Source organism: Pararobbsia silviterrae (genome assembly GCF_003628125.1).
In the GTDB taxonomy this organism is placed as follows: Bacteria; Pseudomonadota; Gammaproteobacteria; order Burkholderiales; family Burkholderiaceae; genus Pararobbsia; species Pararobbsia silviterrae.
This window is the reverse complement of sequence record NZ_RBZU01000003.1, coordinates 42470-61643: the sequence shown is the minus strand read 5'-3', so window position 1 is coordinate 61643 and position 19174 is coordinate 42470. Positions and strand designations below refer to the sequence as shown.

Here is a 19174-nt window from a genome sequence, read left to right as displayed (position 1 = left end):
ATAGCACGCGCGGCATTCATGCCGCGCGGTGCGTTTAAGGGGCGCCATGTCCGACACTCAGCTTTCAGTCAAACCCGCGAGCACGATGCGTGCGCCGTCCCGTACCGGCGACCTTGTGTTCGGGACCCTCACGCGCCTGTCGGCGCTCGTGACGTTGTTGCTCCTCGGCGGCATTCTCGTGTCGCTCGTGATTACCTCCTGGCCGACGCTCTCGAAGTTCGGCCTGTCGTTCTTGTGGACCTCGGATTGGGATCCGCCCAATGATCAATTCGGCGCGCTCGTGCCGATTTACGGCACGCTCGCGACGTCGGCGATCGCGCTGATCATCGCGGTGCCCGTGAGCTTCGGCATCTCGCTGTTCCTGACCGAACTCGCGCCCGTCTGGCTGCGTCGGCCGCTCGGTACGGCCATCGAACTGCTCGCCGCGATCCCTTCGATCGTCTACGGCATGTGGGGTCTGCTTGTCTTCGCGCCGAGTTTCGCGACGTTCATCGAAAAACCCCTCAAAACCGTGCTCGGCTCGGTGCCGCTGATCGGCGCGCTGTTCCATGGCCCGACGATCGGCATCGGCATCTTGCTCGCGGGTTTCATCCTCGCGATCATGATCATTCCGTACATCACGTCGGTCATGCGCGATGTGTTCGAAGTCGCGCCCGTGCTGCTCAAGGAATCGGCGTACGGACTGGGCTGTACGACGTGGGAAGTCATGTGGAACGTCGTGCTGCCTTATACGAAGACGGGTGTCATCGGCGGCGTGATGCTCGGCCTTGGCCGCGCGCTCGGCGAAACGATGGCCGTCACGTTCGTGATCGGCAACACGAACCTGCTGAACAGCGTGTCGCTGTTCGCGCCGGGCAACAGCATCGCGTCGGCGCTCGCGAACGAATTCGCCGAAGCGGGTCCGGGGCTCCATACGGCCGCGCTCATGGAGCTCGGCCTGATCCTGTTCTTCATCACTTTCGTCGTGCTGTCCGCATCGAAGCTGATGCTGTTGCGCCTTGAGCGCGCGGAGGGCGCAAGATGAGCGACCAAACTTTCAACGCAGCGGCGCAGTTGCAAGGCGGCGCGCGCGACGTCCGACGCAAGCTCCAGACGCGTCGCCGCCGCGTCAATCGCATCGCGCTGACGCTGTCGATGCTCGCGATGGCTTTCGGCCTGCTGTGGCTCGTCTGGATTCTGTTCACGACGATCCAGTTCGGTATCGGCGGTCTGTCGCTCGATCTCTTCACGCAATCGACGCCCGCCCAGGGCGATCCGGGCGGCGGTCTGCTCAATGCGATCGCCGGCTCGCTGATCATGGTCGGATGCGCGACCGCGGTCGGCACGCCGATCGGCATTCTGGCCGGCATCTATCTCGCCGAGTATGGGCAGAAGAGCTGGTTCGCGAGTCTCGTGCGCTTCATCAACGACATCCTGTTGTCGGGGCCGTCGATCGTCGTCGGTCTGTTCGTCTATGCGATCCTCGTTGCGCCGTTCCACGGCTTCAGCGGCTGGGCCGGCGCGGCCGCGCTCGCGCTGCTGCAGATCCCCGTCGTGATCCGCACGACCGAGAACATGCTCAAGCTTGTACCGAACGCCCTGCGCGAAGCGGCGATCGCGCTCGGTACGCCGAAGTGGAAGATGGTGCTCTCGATCACGTTGAAGTCGTCGATCTCGGGCGTCATGACCGGCGTGCTGCTCGCGATCGCGCGGATCACCGGCGAGACCGCGCCGTTGCTGTTCACGTCGCTCAACAGTCAGTTCTTCGGCCTGAACATGACCAAGCCGATGGCGAGTCTGCCGGTCACGATTTTCCAGTTCGCACTCAACGTCGATCCGCATCTGCAGTCGCTTGCATGGGCGGGCGTCTTCCTGATTACCCTTGGCGTGCTCGGACTCAACGTTCTCGCGCGCTCGCTTTTCAAGAGCCGATAAAAGATGGCGACCGTTCAAGCTAATGCGGCCGTGGCCGCCCCGGGCACGAAGATCCAGGTCAAGAACCTCAACTTCTTCTATAACCGGTATCACGCGCTCAAGAACATCAATCTGTCGATTCCCGACCGCAAGGTGACCGCATTCATCGGTCCGTCGGGATGCGGCAAGTCGACGCTGCTGCGTACGTTCAACAAGATGTTCGCGCTCTATCCGGAGCAACGCGCCGAGGGCGAGATCATCATGGACGGCGAGAACCTGCTCGAGACGACGCAGGATATCTCGCTGCTGCGCGCGCGCGTGGGCATGGTGTTCCAGAAGCCCACGCCGTTCCCGATGTCGATCTACGACAACATCGCGTTCGGCGTCAAAATGTTCGAGTCGCTCTCGCGCTCGGAGATGGACGATCGCGTCGAATGGGCGCTGACGAAGGCCGCGCTCTGGACCGAGGTCAAGGACAAGCTCCAGCAAAGCGGCCATGGTCTCTCGGGCGGTCAGCAGCAACGGCTGTGCATCGCGCGCGGGATTGCGATCAAGCCCGAGGTGCTGCTGCTCGACGAACCGTGCTCGGCGCTCGATCCGATTTCGACGGGCCGTGTCGAGGAGCTCATCGCCGAGCTCAAGGACGACTACACGGTCGTGATCGTCACGCACAACATGCAGCAGGCCGCACGCTGCTCGGACCATACGGCGTACATGTACTTGGGTGAACTGATCGAGTTCGGCGAAACCGAAAAGATCTTCATCAAGCCCGTGCGCAAGGAAACCGAGGATTACATTACCGGCCGCTTCGGCTAACGGGAGAAACGAGCCATGTCCGACAAGCATTTGTCCAGCCAGTTCGACGCCGATCTCAACGCGGTGTCGTCTAAGGTGCTCGAAATGGGCGGGATCGTCGAGTCGCAGATCACGATCGCGATGCAGGCGCTCAACAACTTCGATATCGAAGCGGCGGACCGCGTGATCGCGTCCGAGCACCAGCTCAACACGATGGAAGTCGAGATCGACGAGGAGTGCAGCAACATCATCGCGCGCCGCCAGCCGGCCGCGCGCGATCTGCGCTTGCTGATGGCGATCTCGAAGACGATCACGAATCTCGAACGCGCGGGCGACGAGGCCGAGAAGATCGCCAAGCGCACGAAGCGCCTGTCCGAAGACGGCTCGGCGCGCGCGATCAATATCGCCGAGATCAAGTTGTCCGGCGAGATGGCGGTCTCGATCCTGCGTCGCGCGCTCGACGCGTTCGCGCGGCTCGATACGGTGGCCGCCGCGCAGATCGTGCGCGACGACAAGCAGATCGACGAGGAATTCCGCGCGTTCGTGCGCAAGCTCGTCTCGTACATGATGGAAGATCCGCGCACGATTTCGGCCGGGCTCGACTATCTGTTCATTGCGAAGGCCGTCGAGCGCATCGGCGACCACGCGAAGAACATCGCCGAGTTCATCATCTACATCGTCAAGGGCACGGATGTGCGTCACGTGTCGCGCGAGCAGCTCGAACGCGAAGCGCTCGGTTGATTCTTCAGAACAAGAAAGAGGCCCCTAGGTGTCGATACCCAGCAGCATTCTCGTCGTCGAAGACGAGCCCGCGATCTCCGAACTGATCTCGGTCAACCTTCAGCATGCCGGACATTGCCCGATACGCGCATACAACGCCGAACAGGCCGCGAGCCTGATCAGCGACGTCTTGCCCGATCTCGTGCTGCTCGATTGGATGCTGCCCGGGAAATCCGGCGTCTCGTTCGCGCGCGATCTGCGCGCCAACGATCGGACGAAACATATTCCGATCATCATGCTGACCGCGCGCGGCGAAGAGCAGGACAAGGTGCTCGGCCTCGAGATCGGCGCCGACGACTACGTCACGAAGCCGTTCTCGCCGAAGGAACTCATGGCGCGTATCAAGGCCGTGTTGCGTCGTCGCGCGCCGCAGTTGACCGAGGACATCGTCGCGATCAACGGCTTGCGCCTCGATCCGTCGACGCATCGCGTCGCCGCGCAGAACGGCGGCGCCGAGACGAAGCTCGATCTCGGCCCGACCGAGTTCCGCCTGCTGCATTTCTTCATGACGCACCCCGAGCGCGTCCATAGCCGCACGCAATTGCTCGACCAGGTCTGGGGCGATCACGTGTTCGTCGAAGAGCGTACGGTCGACGTGCACATCAAGCGCCTGCGCGCCGCGCTCAAACCCGCGGGCTGCGATGCCATGATCGAAACGGTGCGCGGCAGCGGCTATCGGCTCGCGAAGGCGAACTGATCGCGCGTCGCATCGTGACGCCGATTGTCGCGGGCAGCGCATTGCACGCGCGCGCGACAATCGTGAAGAGGCTTTGAGGCTTGCATGCGGTGTGTGATGACACCGCGACCTTAACCCGGTGCGCGTGCGCGCCGTCGATAGAATCAGGTCTCGCATGAACGTCATCTGGACACGCGCAATGGTGTCCCTGCTCGTCGTGGCACTTATCGCGCTCGGGCTCGGCATGTGGTGCAGGCCCGCCGTTGCGCCGATTTTCCTGGGTGTCGCGCTCGTCGGCTATGTCGTGTTCAACAGTATCCAGACGCGGCGGCTCTGGCATGCGCTCGAAGCGCCGGCGCACGACGAGGTGATCCATGCGCCGGGCATCTGGGGCGAGATCTACTATCGCCTTCACAAGCTCGTCAAACGCTGGCATTCGCAGATCCGGCAAGTCGAGATGCAGCACCAGCGCTTTATCCAGGCGATCCAGGCATCGCCGAACGGCGTGGTCATGCTCGACGACCAGAACCAGATCGAATGGAGCAACGCGATCGCCGAGTCGCATTTCGGATTCGATACGAAGCGCGATTTGCGCCAGCACATCACGCATCTCGTCCGTCATCCGGACTTCGTCCGCTATCTGCATCAGCAGCGTTACGACGAGGATCTTCATATGCGCGGCATGGGCGAGAATCGCCAGAAAGTCCTCGCCGTGCAGGCATTTCCGTATGGCGACAATCGCAAGCTCGTCCTCACGCAGGACATCACCGAACTCGAACGTACCGATTCGATGCGCCGAGATTTCGTCGCGAACGTCTCGCACGAACTCAAGACGCCGCTGACGGTGCTGTCGGGCTTTCTCGAAACGATGCGCGAGCTGCCGCTCTCGGAGGCCGATCGCGCGCGATATCTCGACATCATGGCGCAGCAGGCCGCGCGCATGCAGATCATCGTCAACGATCTGCTCGTGCTCGCGAAGCTCGAAGGCGATGCGAAGCCGCCCGTCGAGCATATGATCGACATGCCGAATTTGCTGCGCCATCTGCGCGATGACGCGCTCGGCTTGTCGAGCGGAAAGCATACGATCGAGATGGAAGCCGACGACGGGCTGACGGTCGTCGGCGCCGAGAACGAGCTCATGAGCGCGCTCGGCAATCTCGTGAGCAATGCGGTCCGCTATACGCCCGAGGGCGGCAAGATCACGATCCGCTGGCGCGATACGGGCGACGGCGCGGTGTTCTCTGTCACGGATACCGGCATCGGGATTCCGGCCGAACATATCCCGCGTCTGACCGAGCGCTTCTATCGCGTCGATCGTAGCCGTTCGCGCGACACGGGCGGCACCGGACTCGGCCTTGCGATCGTCAAGCACGTGCTGCAACGGCACGATGCGTTGCTTCAGGTCAAGAGCGAAGAAGGGCGCGGCAGCGAGTTTGCGGTGCGCTTCGCCGCGGCGCGAACGTTCCGCGACAAGGTGGCCGCGGCGAAGGCGATCTGAGCCGGCATGGCGATGCCTCGGCGAGTGTCGAGCGTCATCGTCGCTTAACGCACTAACGAAATACCGCGTAAAAAAAGGGGCTGAGACCGGTTTATGCCGGATCTCAGCCCCTTTTTCGTTCGAGGCGGGCATGCATTCACGGCACGCCCGCCTCGACGACGCTCAAGGCGCCACGGTATCGCTGCAGAGCTTCGCGAGCAGGCTCATCTGCGCGTTGCGCGAAGTCTTGCCGGGTCTGCGGCGGCGGTAGTGTCCATCGCTTTGCATGACCCAGGCGGCCTGATTGTCGCCGAGGAAGGCCGACAGGCCTTCGGCGATCACGCGCCGTTTGAGCCGCCGATCGAGAATTGGGAACGCGACTTCGACGCGCCGGAAGAAGTTGCGATCCATCCAGTCCGCGCTCGACAGATAGACGTCCTCATCGCCGTTCGCGTAGAAGTAGTAGATCCGATGGTGTTCGAGGAAGCGGCCCACGACCGAGCGCACCGAGATGTTTTCGGACAGTCCCGGCACACCGGGCTGCAGCGAACAGACGCCGCGTACGATCAGATCGATCTTGACGCCCGCTTGCGATGCGTCGTACAGCGCGTGAATCACGGTCGGTTCGAGCAGCGCGTTCATCTTCGCGACGATGCGCGCCTTGCGGCCCGCGCGTGCGTGTTCGGTCTCGGCGCGGATTGCATCGACGAGCCGCGGATGCAGCGTGAACGGCGATTGCCAGAGACGATGCAGCGTGATCTCGGCGCCGATGCCCGTCAGTTGCTGGAACACGTGATGCACGTCTTCACAGATCTTGGGCTCGGACGTCATGAGACCGAAGTCCGTATAGAGCCGAGCGGTGCGCGGATGATAGTTGCCCGTGCCGAGGTGCACGTAGCGCCGCAGATGCGGCTTGCCGTTCTCGACGACGCGCCGCACGATCAGGATCATCTTCGCGTGGCACTTGTGGCCGACGACGCCGTAGACGACATGCGCGCCGACCGATTCGAGTTGCGCGGCCCAATTGATATTCGTCTCTTCGTCGAAGCGCGCGAGCAGCTCGACCACGACGGTGACTTCCTTGCCGTTGCGCGCGGCCTGCATGAGCGCGTCCATGAGCGGCGAGACGCTGCCCGTGCGATAGATCGTCTGCTTGATCGCGACGACGTTCGGGTCGTTCGCGGCTTCGAGCAGCAGGTCGAGCACGGGCTGAAAGCTTTCGTACGGATGATGGAGCAGCACGTCGCCGCGGTCGATCGCCGCGAACAGGCTCGGCGTGTTCGCGAGGGCCTTCGGCGTCGACGGGACATGCGGCACGAACTTGAGATCGGGACGATCGACGAGATCGGGCAGTTGCATCAGCCGCACGAGATTCACGGGACCATCGACGCGATAGCAGTCCTGCTCGTGCAGACCCGCTTCGTCCATCATGCGTCGCACGAGATGCTTGGGCGTGTCGGCCGAGACTTCGAGACGCACCGCCGCGCCGAGATGGCGCGCGGGCAATTCGCCCTGAAGCGCGATGCGCAGATTCGTGATTTCGTCTTCGTCGACGAACAGTTCGCTATTGCGCGTGATGCGGAACTGGTTGCAGCTCTTGACCGTGAGCCGGGGGAACAGCTCGCCGACGAAGCGCTGCATGAGCGTGCTCAGCAGCACGAAGCCATACGGGTAGCCCGACAGCTCATGCGGCATCTTGATGAGGCGCGGCAGCGCGCGCGGCGCCTGCACGATGCCCATGACGGCCTGACGGCCGAACGCATCCTTGCCTTCGAGTTCGACGGCGAAATTCAGGCTCTTGTTGAGCACGCGCGGAAACGGGTGCGCGGGGTCGAGTCCGATCGGTGTCAGGACGGGCAACAATTCGTCCTGGAAGTATTCGCGCGCCCACTCGTTTTGCACGTCCGTGAGCTCGTCGACATTGTGAAAAACGATGCCTTCCTGTTCGAGTCGCGGCAGGATGCCGTCGAGCATCGTGTACTGACGATGCACGAGTTTCTGCGCGCGTTCGACGACCTGATCGTAGACCTGTTGCAATGACATGCCATCGGGCGTCAACGCACCGGGGTTGTCACGCATTTGTTCTTGAAGACCGGCCATGCGGACTTCAAAGAATTCGTCGAGATTGCTCGATGTAATACAGACAAACCTAAGCCGCTCAAGCAGCGGCACCGATTCGTCTTCTGCCTGCGCGAGCACGCGTTCGTTAAAGCTGAGAATGCCGAGTTCGCGATTGAGAAGCGGGTAACGCATGAGCGATGAGATCGATGAATTCGAAGTTGAAGGACTTTCGGAGGGTCTCACAGTATCATGTCGCATTCGTGATGACAGGCATTGTCACAAACTTTACGCTGCAACTGTATACCCTCGGCCATGACGGCCGTCACTGGGTAACCACGAATATATTTCAAATCACGCATGTCCCAACACGCACAACTCCTTGCATCGGTCGACCTAGGTTCGAACAGCTTCCGGTTGATTGTCGGTCGCGTAGAGGAAAGCGCGGCGGGTAGTCAGATCTATCCGGTCGACGCATTGCGCGAGCCGGTGCGCCTCGGCGCGGGTTTATCACGCGATAAATATCTTGACCGACCGGCCCAGTTACGCGGATGGGAAGCGCTCAAGCGGTTCGGCGAACGGCTGCGCGATTTTCATCCCGATCATGTGCGCGCGGTCGCGACAAATGCATTGCGCGTCGCGAAGAATGCGGGCGATTTTCTCGGCGAGGCCGAGCGCGCGCTCGGATTTCCGATCGAGGTCATCGCGGGGCGCGAGGAAGCGCGTTTGATTTACGCGGGCGCGGCGCATTCGGTGCCGACGATCGCGGGCAAGCGTCTCGTTGTCGATATCGGCGGCGGCTCGACGGAATTCATCATCGGCCAGGACTACGATCCGCTGATCATGGAGAGTCTGTATATCGGCTGCGTGAGTCATAGCCAGACCTTTTTCCCAAGCGGCAATATCGACGACTATGCGATGCGGCAGGCCGAACTTGCCGCGCGCCGTGAAATCCAGATTATCTCGAGCGAATACCGGAGCGCGGGTTGGGAGCAGGCGATCGGTTCGTCGGGCACCGCGCGTGCGCTCGCGGAACTCATCGAAGCCAACAACTTCAATGATCCGGGCGTCACGCACGGCATCACGCGCGGCGGTCTCGAGAAGCTCAAGCGCGCGTTGATCAAGGCCGAGAACGTCAATCGCGCGAAGCTCATCGCCTTGAAGGCCGATCGCGTGCCCGTGCTCGCGGGCGGACTCTCGATCATGATCGCGGTCTTCGACGAACTCGGTATCGAGTATGCGGATACGACCGACGGCGCGTTGCGGCTCGGCGTGCTCTACGACTTGCTCGGCCGCTCGCATCACGAGGATATGCGCTCGATCACCGTCGAAGGGTTTTCGCGGCGATATGGCGTCGATCACGAGCAAGGCCAGCGTATCGCCGAACTCGCGACGTCGTTCTACGACCAGATCGCGGATACCGATGACGATGCGGTCGCCGAGGCGCGTTTGTTTCTTCAGTGGGCCGCGGCATTGCATGAAATCGGGCTGTCGATCTCGCATAGCGCGTATCACAAGCACTCGGCGTATATCGCGAGCAATGCGGACATGCCGGGCTTTTCGCGAACCGATCAGGCGCGTCTCGCGGGTCTCGTGCTCGGACATGCGGGCAAACTCGGCAAGCTCTCGCAGACGCATACGGTCGAATGGCGTCTGCTGTTCTGTCTGCGTCTGGCCGTGTTGTTGTGCCGTCGTCGCGCCGATGTCGCAATGCCTGCGATCGCCGTCAAGGAAGACGGGAAACGCTTCGAAGTGCGCGTGCCGAAGGCCTGGGTCGATGAGAATCCGCTGACCGATTACAACTTGTTGCGCGAGGCGCAGGAGTGGGAGAAGGTCGGCTACGGATACCGCGTGGTCTATACGGACCGAGCGGACTGAACGGACGCGGTTGACCGAGCATCACGTCGATACGCACATCGAGTGCGTATCGACGTCGGATACAGTTAGCGCGATGCGGCGTCGCCCATGAAGTGGCGTGCGTAGCGCGCGTTGATATCGGACAAGCGGAACAGCGTCAGGAAATCAGCCGTGTTGAAATGCGGATCCCAGGCCGGTGCGCCGCAGATTTTTGCGCCGAGACGCAAATATCCCTTGATCAGCGGCGGCGCGGAGACGCTCGCGCCCGTGTGCAGTTCGTCGACGGGCAGCGGCGTGTGCGGGAACGCGCGGTACTCGGGATCCGTCATCGACGTATCGCGCAGCGCTTGATAGAGATTCGCCGCATAGTGGCCGCCATCGCCCATCGGCACGCTCGCGCAGCCGAGCATCGTTTCGTAGCCGTGTTTCTTCATATAGGCCGCGAGACCGCCCCAGAGCGACATGATGACCGAGCCGCTGCGGTAGTTCGCATGCACGCACGAGCGGCCGACCTCGACCATTTTCGGGCGCAGATGCGTGAGGCGGCTGATATCGAACTCGCCTTCCGAATAGAGTCGGCCGATTTGCGCGGCGCGATGCGGAGGCAGGACGCGGTAAGTGCCGACGACCTTGAGCGTGTCGAGATCGCGTACGAGCAGGTGATCGCAGTACTTGTCGAATGCGTCGATATCGAGGCCTTCGGGGCCGCTCAATTGCGCGCCCATTTCCTCCGCGAAGACGCGGTACCGCAGATGTTGCGCTTCGCGAAGGGCTTCTTCGCTATGCGCCCAAGCCACGCTGAGATTGTGCTGGGGAACCGCGTCTTCGCTACGAGGAAGACGCCTCCGAGTGTCGACAGGGAGCTCGGCGAGCGGCAGGGTCGGAGTCGGCAATTCGCGCATGGGCGGAAATCCTCGGATGGTCAGGGGTGACTTCGATGAAGGTCAAATGTAAAAACGGGTCGTGACGACCCCATGAAAACTTCATGACGAAACGATGAAGCGTCCCAGGGACGTCGCGCATTTGTCATTCATGAAGCGACCTGCCGGGGTCGCGCGAACGTGGGCGTGAAGATGCGCGTGATGCGGGTGCGGCGCGATATCGTGCGGTGTCGCGTGGGGCGCACCCGCGTGCGGCGGGCGAGACGGGCGGGCGAGGCGATCAGACGAGATCGGGATTGACGACGGCGCGCAGCACGACTTGGGCTTCTTCGTCGCGCCGGCGATTCGAGAACCACCAGACACCGGCCTTCTTGACCGACCATGACGCTTCGTGGCCTGCGAGCAACAGGCTCGCGATGGAGCCGAGCGTGGGTTGGTGGCCGACGATGACGACGGTCGACGCGCGGCCGTCGGGCCAGCCGGCCGCGGCGAGCACGGCCGAGGTATCGGCGCCGGGCGCGATCTCGCGCACCGTCTCGAACGGGCGGTTCAGTGCGACGGCGGTTTGTTGGGCGCGCACGGCGGGGCTCGCGAGGATCAGCGCGTCGTCGTCGAGTCGCGCGTTGAGCCATGCGGCGATTTGCGCGGCTTGTTTATGGCCGCGGTCCGTCAACTGGCGCTGGAGATCGGAAGGGTGATGATCGAGCATGCGCTCGGGAAGATTTTCAGCGTCGGCGTGTCGCCACAGAATCAGATTCATTGCGTGAGCGCAGAGGTAGGGCAGAAGGGTGCGGCAGCGCGAACGATGCAAACAACGACGTTTAGAAGCATAGGCGAGGATGGGATCAAGTGCGGCCGAATTATGCTCACGCGCATATGTCGATGGTGTGATGGCGACGCGCGAATCACAGGCGATGCGCCTGTTCGCAAATTTGACTTGTGCGGCAGGCTCATATATATTCTTCGACTCTTCGGAGCGTAGCGCAGCCTGGTAGCGCATCTGATTTGGGATCAGAGGGTCGTAGGTTCGAATCCTATCGCTCCGACCATATACCCCAAGGCTTTCCGGCTTATCGGTTGGCTTCTGTCTAAAACGCCGTCTATTCAGCGTCTAATAAGTGGCCTGTAACGGTCAGGCCATCTTCGCAGTCGGGACGTGCAATCGCACGCCGCTGACTGGCACATCCCTCCGCTTGATGTAGTCCTCGGTCATGGCTGGCGTAGAGTGCGCTGCAGCCTCCTGAAGCGCCTTGATGTCGTAGCCAGCCTTGGCCGCGTCAGTCAGCGCCTTGGCGCGAATCATCTTGATCGTGTATCCCTCGTCGGTCAGCTTTGCGCGCACACACGCACGCCTCCATGCCGATCGGATGCTCGTCGCCTCGTACGGCTTCGCGCGCCCCCTCGTATCCACCGTGCGGAATACCGGCGAATCTCCGATGTACTGCACGCCGCCGTTCAGCTCCTTGATGCGATCCAGCACTGCGGCGATTTCCGGCGATATCGCGAAGTCAACGGCGATGCCGCTCGAATCCTCAGTCTTGCTCGGCAGGAAGTGAATGACGCCAGCTTGCCGGTCAACCTGCGACCATTTGAGCATGCGGATTTCGGTCGAACGTTGGACGGTCAAATAGCACAGATCAACGAAGCACTGCATGAGCGCCCCCTTGCCGATCCGGCGCTCGATCAACTTGCCGTCTGCGCGCTCAGCGGTGTACGAGTCCATAGCCGATCGGATGGCCGCGAAATGCGCGTCCGTGATGTAGGTGGCGTTGGGCTTCGGCTTCTTGAGCTTCACCTCGCGGCATGGATTCACGCTGATTCGATTCGTCTCCACGCACCACTGAAAGAAGCCCGATAGGAACGCGCGCATGACGCGTTGCATCGGCAGCTTCTCGGCGTACTTGACCTTCAGCCAGTGGCTGACGTGCGCCGGCCGAACGTTCTTCACGTCGACGTTGCGAAAGCCGTTACCCGCATACTCGCCGTATTTCGGCCACGCCTTCTCGCGGTGCTGGTGCGCGTGCGTGCGGACATAGATGTCGATCAGGGGCCGCATGTCTCCCGAACCTTCCGGGCGCTCTTGCTTCTTGCGCTCCTCCGACAGACGATCGACAAGTTTCGTCTCGCCCTCGTCGATGGCGCACAGCCGTATCCATTTTCCTGCCCGCGGCTCGATCCAATACCAGGCGCCGTGCTTTGCGTGCACGCGCGGGTATTTGGCCTTTTTGCGAGTTGCCATGATCAGTCGAAGCAAAGGTCGATGTGCGGCATTTCGGCGCCATACGTAACGGATTCCGTGATGCCGGCCTTCTTCTTGATGAGCGCGTCGAACGTGCTCCACGTCATGACGATATGACCATCGTCATTGCGAACGACATCAATGCCGAATGTCGTCTTGAACCACTCAGCCTGTTTCGAGTATCGGTGCCGGCCGGTGGCGGCGACGAGCTCGGGGCCTGTCATCAATCGCGTGTCCATCACCCCTCCGATTTACCGAGAGCGCGGATAGCGTCTGCGCAGGCTGCGCCCGTCTCGTAGCTGATCGCGCTTACTGAGCGCATGTGATCGCAGATTTTCGCCGCCTCTTCGATCGCCACGGTCCGCGCCGCTTGCCAGACGCGCCACGCCTTGGGCTTCTCGATCAGGTCGATGGCGTGCTCGCGGCAGAAGTCTTCGAACGCTTTGCGCTGGCTCATGGTTTGGCCTCGACGAGACGAATGGGGACGATGGACCAATCATGCGTTGCCTTGATCTCGGCCTTCGTCTTGCCGTTTTCCTTTTCGACCTCGCGCCAGGCATGGGCTTCGTTCGGCCATGTGCGCGGCCACAGGTAGCCGTTCCAGTTGTGCTTGACGGTCCAGAACACGTTGTTCTTGTTGCTCATCATCCCTCCCCGCCGTCACGCTGCGCGATAGCGGTGTCGATGGCTTCGTCCAGGCGTTCATCCGTAGGGCAGTCGGTGCCGTAATGAACTCTCGACTTGCCGCCGGCCACCACGAACAATTCCGATTCGTTCCATTGCTGCTCACGCAGCCACCGATACCGCGCCGCGTCGCGTGCGTTGAGCCGGTCAGCAGCCTGCGCGACCGCCGCAAGCTCTTCAATGATGGCCGATGCCGCGGTTAAGTCATTCATGCGGCCAAAGTGATCGCGCGCCCATTCCGGCACGCCGTCGCGCCACTGACCGTGTGCGCGCAGATGGAGCCATTCGGCGTAGCGCGGGGTATCGCTCGCCCCATCATCGGCGGCAGGGGCGGCGGTATGTGCGGAGAGCATTGCGCATATAGCCTCACGATGCGTCTGAGAGATAGCCATCGAGCGCCGATCGTGAGCCGGAATGCCTGGGTCGTATGTAGCGGCGAGGGCGCGCAACGCAGTCTGCTGAGACTCTCCTTTTTCTGATAGTTCCATCAACTCGGTACAACGGCAAAGTAGATCCGTCAGCGCTGCACTCGCCACTACGGGGGCGGCATAGCCAAGGGCCGCGCCGATATTTCGGTACAGTGCTACGGCTTCATGCCGGTAAAGTTGGAAAGGTCGGCCCGGACCGATCGCCGTGTGATACAGCGCATCCTGATCCGGATAGTCGACGCGCTTGCACGTGTGGTCACCGAGACGCGTAGTGACGGCTGCTTCATCTTCCGCCACTACGGGGGCGACGGGAACAGCGAAGAATTCGGAAAGCATAAAGCGAACGTTTTGCGCCGTTTCGAGTGCCTTGGCCAGCGTGCCGTGCGAATCGGACTTCATGCGATCACAGATCAATTCGTCTACCTTGGCGAGCATTTGATCAAGCGTTCTGGCGAGCATCTTGTCGTGCTCCACCTCACCCCGCGATCCCTCAACAGCATCGAGCAATTCGCGGACGACGCGGGCGGCTAGGGTGTCGTAGCAATACAGCTTTCTCAGTTGAACGGCGGTCATGCCGCCATAGGTTTTGTCGGTCATGGCGTATCTCCGAGCATCCAATCGATCCATTGGATGCGCTGCGCTCTACGTTGGTGAGCCGTCTTCGGACGTTGTGTCGGCGCGTGTTCTTCAGACCAGCCTTCGAGCGTGCCATGCGGGTAAATAGCGTTCATCACAAATACCCGAAGGTCGAGGCATGCTTCCTTGACGGCTAGATCGTCGACCCCCGGCTCTCCCCTGTAGAGGATTTCGCTGATGACACAGCTGAGTGCGTAGCACAGGTAGTTCTCTTCCCCGCGCTTGAGCACTTTACGCGCGCGTTCGAGCGCGATTCGCTGGTACTTGTTCATGTTCAGTCCTTGGCGGGTTGAGCGGGCTGCGGTGCGGCGATGGCGCGAGTCGCCGATAGCGCGACGCGCATCGCGTCAGGGGCGGCCAGAGTCCCCTTATGCTTGCGCTGATATGCGTTGTAGGCGGTGCATGCGGCGATTACTGCGCGCTCCTCCGTCAGCCCCGGCGCTTCCGCTTGCTTGGGGGCGGCAGCTTGGGGTGCGGCGTCGGCGAATGCGATCGGCCGGACCGGATAGTGCGATGGCCGATCGGCGTCTAGCGTGTCGACCGTGTTTGCCCACAGCGCGCCGTGGATCGGGTGAATCGGCACATACGCTACCGGCTCGCTCGCCTGCTGCGCATCCCATGCCGCAGCCTTGCGCGCGAGTTCGTCGAAGGCGGCGAGCTCGCCGCCTGCACGTTCCGAGATTTCGGCCGTCATTCCATATACACCAGCCAACTCAGCGTATTGATGCGCCCAATAAAAATCGATGCGGTTTCGCAGATCCTCAACGGTCACAGGCTTAGTCATGATTGCTCTCTCTCGTGCATGGTCGCGTGTTCGTCGATGTGCGATATGCGGTCCCAAAACGGCACGTAGGCGTCCGTCTCGGGCTCGGGAATGGGAACTCGTTTCACTGCGGCGAGGACCCACCGAAGGCCGAACGCGACGAGCACGAGCAACGCGATCAGAAGCAGGTACGTTTTCATGTGGGCCTCGCGTGCGTTACTTCGTGGCGCCGACTTGGATCATGGGAACGCCGCCGGCCATCATGTAGGTCGGGTAATGGCCGTCCCATTTGTCGATCTTCATCTTCTCGATCAGCGATGGATTCGCGGCGAGCGACTGGCCGAGAATGTCATTGGCCTTCGCGGTGTTCTGCGCGACCTGCAATGCGGCTTCGCTCTCGACGACGCGTTTTTGCGCTTCCCACTTCGTCTGCGCGATTTCGTTCTCGACGCGCATGGCGTTCTGCTGCGCGGTGATCTTCGCCTCGATCGCGTCATTGAATTGCTTGCTGAACTGAAAGTCGACGATGTTCACCGCGCTCACGTTGACGCCGATGTTCTTGAAGCGGTTGAGCAACGCCTCGCGCACTTCCTGGCTGACCTGATCGCGACGTTGAATCAGGTCGGTGGCCTCATACCGAGCCGCCACAGCCTTCACCGTGTCGTGCACCGCCGGATCCATGACCTGCGTCCACGGATCTCCGGCAAGCGTCGAATACACGCTGACTGCCGCGGCCGGAAGGATGTTGAAGTTGACAGAGACCTTCATGTCGACCTGCTGCAGGTCCTTCGACGAGCCAGCGACTTCTGACTCGGCTTTGTAGACGCCCACATAGACGTTGTGCATCGTCTGCGAGATCGGCATACGAAAATGAATGCCGGGCTCGTAGATCGTCGATGAAGGCGCTCCGAACGATGTCATGACGCCGACGTTACCGGCTGGGACCGTGGCGAACGGGAAAAGGAAAATGAGAACGACGATGACGACCAGTGCGAGCACGGCGCCGGTAATGATCTTGCCTACGCCGAATTCGCGCGGTTCGTTGTTGGAGCGGACGCGTTGATTAATTGTGGACATCTGAGTCTCCGGTGAGTGGGTGCGTTACGCGTCGATGCGCGTGTCGTCGGTGGCGAGGTCGGAACCGGCGAACGGATCGCCGTCTTCGTCGGATTCCTCCTCGTCGAACAGGCTCGGCGCCTTCTCGGGCGGGATCAGGTCGATGAAGACCTCTTGTTGCAAGCGCTGCGCAATGCGGCCGTGATCGATTTCGTTGAGCGGATGCGCACTGACCTTGAACTGAACGCCGACATTTCCGCCTTCCTGCGTGACGAAGTGGATGTCTTTCAGCGTGCACTCCGAGAGCAGCACATCGTCCTTGCCCGTCGCGCCGATCCGGATGCGCAACTGATAGCCCGCGTACTTCTGGCTCCACGCGAGATTGCGCATGAACGGGAAGCGCACTTCGTTGAGTTCCTCGGTTTCGAGCGGCAATGCGCCGGGCGACGGCATCGGCTTGCGATACAGCGTCGTGCGCAGCATCGTGTCGAACTGGTCAAGCAGCGCGCCGGAGCCGACGAGAAACAGTCCGATGCTGATCGCAGGGATGCGTTCCTTCCCGTGCTTCTCCGAGACGTTCGTCGCAGATTTGATCTTGGCGAGGTGATTGCTGACGTTGAACATGCGTGGGCTCCTAGAGATAGGCGAACTCGACCTTGAGTTCCGTGACTGCGTAGACTTCGATGTCCTGCGTGAAACGGCTGTGTTCTTCGACGCTCATGCGCGTGGTGCTCATCGCAACGAGGCGACCACCCGGGCCTTCCTCGCGCGGCGCAAAAAGGTCCTTCAGGTGCTCGTGCCAGATGTCCACGTCGAACTGACGCGCGATGTCGCTGCCCTCGGGCTTGATCCACGCCTGTTCGCTGATCGCTTGCACGAGGGCGAAATAGCGCTTGTGCTGGGCTGACGTACGCTTGGCCTTGTGCTCGCTCACGGTGACCGCCAGAGGCTTGCCAGCAGCCGCCATATCGCGCCAATGGGCCTTCAGCAGATCCCACAGCGAATGCGCGTTCGTGTCGTTGCGCAGAACGAAGGTCTTCGAGAGCGTGTTCATGCGGCTTTCCTCAACGTGGACACGTAGCGATCGACACGCGCATTGAACGCGTTCAGCTTCTCGATCATCGATTCGATAAAGTCGTCGTTGCGCTCGATGCGCTTGACGTAGAGGTCGCGGCCAGCCTTCTCAAGCGCGGGCACGTACATGATGAAATCGATGTACTTGCGGTTGGTCAGCCACAGACCGCCTTGCAACTGGTGGTCGTATTCCGACGTGTCGCCCGTCTCGATCATCTCCATGATCTTGACCGTATCGACCGGGCACTTGATCTCGATCGCGCCATCTCCGTCATCGAGCAGGCCATCGGTCGAATAGCCAAAGCGACGATCGTCAGTCAGCACGATTCCGGACTCGCGCACAAGCTTGCCGGTCTGCATCTCGTATGCGGCCCGCGCGCGCCATTCGAGCTCGTGTCCGCGATCAAGCGTCCATGCCTTAATCGGTTCGCCGTATGGCTCGCCGCTGATGATCTCGATGGCAAGCTCGATGGCGTACTTGTCCGATTCCTTCGTCGGGTCGCCAGCCTTCTTACTGCCGCTCGTGCGCGTGAGCACGGAAATAGCATCCGCAAAGCGCGAAGCAGTCGTCGCGCCAGAGCGCGCTTGTAGCCATTCCGGAGTGCCTTGTTGGGCTTCGACGAGGATCATTGCTCGTCTCCTTCGGCGGCTTGCTCGGCGCGCATCTGGCGATCGAAATCAGCCTGCAAGTCGTCGGCCGGAACCTCGCGCGCCTCGACGTCGATCGCGCCCTCGTCTTTCTTCTTGCCGGACTTCAATTCGACACCACGCGCGCTGACGGCATCCTTGAACTGGTTGTACGCGCGCAGGTCGCCAGTCGGCTTGATGACCGCCAGGCCATCGGTCCAGACCTTCGTGAGTTCGTCCGAAGAAACAGCCGTCTTGGCTTTCCCGACCCACGTTGACAGGACATGCTCGTCGCAGCCCACAGAACGTTTCTGAGCCTCGGGAATGCCTTCCTCGCCGTCCGTGTTGAGGTAGTGGATGGCCTCGGCAAGACGGTCGGTTTTCGGCCACGTCTTATAGGCGCGCTTGATGACGGTTTTCTTTTGCATCTCGCCCGCATCGGTCACCCAAGGGCTTTTCTTCTGCTTCTCGACCCACGCTTTCCACGATTCCGTGCGATCCCGGATATCGTTGATCTCGTCGATCGTCATCGTCTCGGTCAGGTAGTCGCCGCTGTGGGTCTTGACGACCACATACGCGCCGACCACCGCGCCGCGATCCTTTGCGAACGGCGCGCGCCCATGCGTGGGCGCCTTGTCGAATCCGTTGAGCACGAAGTCATCGGACTCGTGGACGAGTTCGGCTTGGCCCCACAGGATCGAGCCGGATGCGACGGCAAGATCGAGCAGGCCCATGTAGCTGATGTCCAGACACACCTTGCTTTTGCGCGGCACCAGATACGCTTGCTTCTTGGCCGGGTTCAAGCTGATGCCGATCGCCGCGACGTTGCGCACCGCGTCCATGACCGATTGCGGGTTCGAGCGGGCCACGCTGATCGAATAGTCGTTTCCGCCAATCTGTTGAATGGCGAACTCTGCCTCGCGCACGAAGTTGATCGAGCGATCGACGGCGACCTGCTCGAAGCTTTCGCGCACGCCATAGATGACGTCGGACACGACCTGAAGGGCGTTTTGATTGCTCATGATCAGAATGGAATTTCTTCGGGGTCTTGGAAACGAACGCACTTCATGCCATCTACTTGGCGCATCTCTTGAGCAGCAAGAACGTAGAACGCAGCACCCGTGTTTGCTTTAGCGAGGCGCTCAGCTTCTGCGATGGCAGAATGCCGGCTCGTATGACGATGAGAAGGTGGCCGCGCGCCAGTGGGCGACCACACAATCCAGAACATCAAGTCGTAGGCTGTGCTCATG

The 19174-nt window shown here is 61.4% G+C and carries 24 protein-coding genes and 1 tRNA gene; 8 read left to right on the top strand and 17 right to left on the bottom strand.

What is annotated here, in order from left to right; translation table 11 throughout:
• Window positions 1–85 precede the first annotated feature (85 nt).
• The 6 genes from pstC to phoR all read left to right on the top strand — a co-directional run bounded on the left by pstC (window position 86) and on the right by phoR (window position 5642).
• Complete coding sequence (gene pstC, locus D7S86_RS08435) at window positions 86–1024, top strand: phosphate ABC transporter permease PstC (RefSeq protein WP_205962785.1); 939 nt, start codon at window positions 86–88, stop codon at window positions 1022–1024.
• Window positions 1021–1914: a phosphate ABC transporter permease PstA gene (gene pstA / locus D7S86_RS08430; protein WP_121085365.1), complete on the top strand. Its 894-nt coding sequence runs from the start codon at window positions 1021–1023 to the stop codon at window positions 1912–1914. Before pstC ends, pstA begins: the two co-directional genes overlap by 4 nt.
• A 3-nt stretch (window positions 1915–1917) precedes the next feature.
• The gene (gene pstB / locus D7S86_RS08425; RefSeq protein WP_121085363.1) at window positions 1918–2709 is read left to right on the top strand and encodes a phosphate ABC transporter ATP-binding protein PstB; all 792 of its coding nucleotides are present in this window, start codon (window positions 1918–1920) and stop codon (window positions 2707–2709) included.
• A gap of 15 nt (window positions 2710–2724) precedes the next feature.
• The gene (phoU, locus tag D7S86_RS08420; protein ID WP_121085361.1) at window positions 2725–3429 is read left to right on the top strand and encodes a phosphate signaling complex protein PhoU; all 705 of its coding nucleotides are present in this window, start codon (window positions 2725–2727) and stop codon (window positions 3427–3429) included.
• 34 nt (window positions 3430–3463) lie between these two features.
• Window positions 3464–4165, top strand: coding sequence for a phosphate regulon transcriptional regulator PhoB (phoB, locus tag D7S86_RS08415; protein ID WP_121086054.1), 702 nt, complete (start codon window positions 3464–3466; stop codon window positions 4163–4165).
• A 154-nt stretch (window positions 4166–4319) separates the two neighbouring features.
• Window positions 4320–5642 (top strand): phosphate regulon sensor histidine kinase PhoR, encoded by a 1323-nt coding sequence (gene phoR / locus D7S86_RS08410; RefSeq protein WP_121085359.1) that lies wholly within the window; start codon window positions 4320–4322, stop codon window positions 5640–5642.
• A gap of 162 nt (window positions 5643–5804) precedes the next feature.
• On the opposite strand, the gene ppk1 is transcribed toward phoR, so the two are convergent.
• Window positions 5805–7874, bottom strand: a complete 2070-nt coding sequence (gene ppk1 / locus D7S86_RS08405) for a polyphosphate kinase 1 (RefSeq protein ID WP_166444109.1) — start codon at window positions 7872–7874, stop codon at window positions 5805–5807.
• Window positions 7875–8039: 165 nt separating this feature from the next.
• Here ppk1 and ppx point away from each other — a divergent pair, with 165 nt between their 5' ends.
• Window positions 8040–9557 carry an exopolyphosphatase gene (ppx, locus tag D7S86_RS08400; RefSeq protein WP_121085355.1) on the top strand — a complete coding sequence of 506 codons (1518 nt, stop codon included), beginning with the start codon at window positions 8040–8042 and terminating at the stop codon, window positions 9555–9557.
• A gap of 65 nt (window positions 9558–9622) precedes the next feature.
• On the opposite strand, the gene D7S86_RS08395 is transcribed toward ppx, so the two are convergent.
• Both D7S86_RS08395 and D7S86_RS08390 read right to left on the bottom strand, forming a co-directional pair.
• Entirely contained in the window at window positions 9623–10438 is an 816-nt protein-coding gene (locus D7S86_RS08395; RefSeq protein ID WP_121085353.1) for a GNAT family N-acetyltransferase, read from the bottom strand.
• Window positions 10439–10697: 259 nt separating this feature from the next.
• Window positions 10698–11177: a SixA phosphatase family protein gene (locus D7S86_RS08390; RefSeq protein ID WP_158601904.1), complete on the bottom strand. Its 480-nt coding sequence runs from the start codon at window positions 11175–11177 to the stop codon at window positions 10698–10700.
• Between the two features lie 212 nt (window positions 11178–11389).
• On the opposite strand from D7S86_RS08390, the gene D7S86_RS08385 reads away from it, so the two are divergent.
• A tRNA-Pro gene (locus D7S86_RS08385) sits at window positions 11390–11466 on the top strand.
• Window positions 11467–11549: 83 nt separating this feature from the next.
• Here the strand turns inward: D7S86_RS08385 and D7S86_RS08380 are convergent.
• The 14 genes from D7S86_RS08380 to D7S86_RS08315 are packed head-to-tail and all read right to left on the bottom strand — an operon-like array spanning window position 11550 to window position 19173.
• Window positions 11550–12656: a site-specific integrase gene (locus D7S86_RS08380; RefSeq protein ID WP_121085351.1), complete on the bottom strand. Its 1107-nt coding sequence runs from the start codon at window positions 12654–12656 to the stop codon at window positions 11550–11552.
• A gap of 2 nt (window positions 12657–12658) precedes the next feature.
• Window positions 12659–12895, bottom strand: coding sequence for a DUF4224 domain-containing protein (locus D7S86_RS08375; RefSeq protein ID WP_121085350.1), 237 nt, complete (start codon window positions 12893–12895; stop codon window positions 12659–12661).
• Window positions 12895–13113, bottom strand: coding sequence for a hypothetical protein (locus D7S86_RS08370; protein ID WP_121085349.1), 219 nt, complete (start codon window positions 13111–13113; stop codon window positions 12895–12897). Before D7S86_RS08370 ends, D7S86_RS08375 begins: the two co-directional genes overlap by 1 nt.
• Window positions 13110–13301, bottom strand: coding sequence for a hypothetical protein (locus D7S86_RS08365; RefSeq protein WP_158601903.1), 192 nt, complete (start codon window positions 13299–13301; stop codon window positions 13110–13112). Before D7S86_RS08365 ends, D7S86_RS08370 begins: the two co-directional genes overlap by 4 nt.
• The gene (locus tag D7S86_RS08360; RefSeq protein ID WP_121085347.1) at window positions 13301–14365 is read right to left on the bottom strand and encodes a hypothetical protein; all 1065 of its coding nucleotides are present in this window, start codon (window positions 14363–14365) and stop codon (window positions 13301–13303) included. Before D7S86_RS08360 ends, D7S86_RS08365 begins: the two co-directional genes overlap by 1 nt.
• The gene (locus tag D7S86_RS08355; RefSeq protein ID WP_121085346.1) at window positions 14362–14676 is read right to left on the bottom strand and encodes a hypothetical protein; all 315 of its coding nucleotides are present in this window, start codon (window positions 14674–14676) and stop codon (window positions 14362–14364) included. Before D7S86_RS08355 ends, D7S86_RS08360 begins: the two co-directional genes overlap by 4 nt.
• 2 nt (window positions 14677–14678) lie before the next feature.
• Window positions 14679–15188, bottom strand: coding sequence for a hypothetical protein (locus D7S86_RS08350; RefSeq protein WP_147432275.1), 510 nt, complete (start codon window positions 15186–15188; stop codon window positions 14679–14681).
• A complete protein-coding gene (locus D7S86_RS08345) occupies window positions 15185–15367 on the bottom strand; it encodes a hypothetical protein (RefSeq protein WP_121085344.1) in 183 nt (60 codons plus the stop codon). Before D7S86_RS08345 ends, D7S86_RS08350 begins: the two co-directional genes overlap by 4 nt.
• A gap of 16 nt (window positions 15368–15383) precedes the next feature.
• Window positions 15384–16244 carry a prohibitin family protein gene (locus D7S86_RS08340; protein ID WP_121085343.1) on the bottom strand — a complete coding sequence of 287 codons (861 nt, stop codon included), beginning with the start codon at window positions 16242–16244 and terminating at the stop codon, window positions 15384–15386.
• Between the two features lie 24 nt (window positions 16245–16268).
• On the bottom strand, window positions 16269–16847 hold the full coding sequence (locus D7S86_RS08335; RefSeq protein ID WP_121085342.1) for a hypothetical protein: 579 nt from the start codon (window positions 16845–16847) through the stop codon (window positions 16269–16271).
• Between the two features lie 10 nt (window positions 16848–16857).
• A complete protein-coding gene (locus D7S86_RS08330) occupies window positions 16858–17277 on the bottom strand; it encodes a hypothetical protein (RefSeq protein ID WP_121085341.1) in 420 nt (139 codons plus the stop codon).
• On the bottom strand, window positions 17274–17927 hold the full coding sequence (locus tag D7S86_RS08325) for a lambda exonuclease family protein (protein WP_121085340.1): 654 nt from the start codon (window positions 17925–17927) through the stop codon (window positions 17274–17276). The genes D7S86_RS08330 and D7S86_RS08325 overlap by 4 nt, the downstream gene beginning before the upstream one ends.
• Window positions 17924–18946, bottom strand: coding sequence for a recombinase RecT (locus D7S86_RS08320; RefSeq protein ID WP_121085339.1), 1023 nt, complete (start codon window positions 18944–18946; stop codon window positions 17924–17926). The genes D7S86_RS08325 and D7S86_RS08320 overlap by 4 nt, the downstream gene beginning before the upstream one ends.
• Window positions 18947–18948: 2 nt before the next feature.
• Window positions 18949–19173, bottom strand: coding sequence for a hypothetical protein (locus tag D7S86_RS08315; RefSeq protein WP_121085338.1), 225 nt, complete (start codon window positions 19171–19173; stop codon window positions 18949–18951).
• Window position 19174 lies beyond the last annotated feature (1 nt).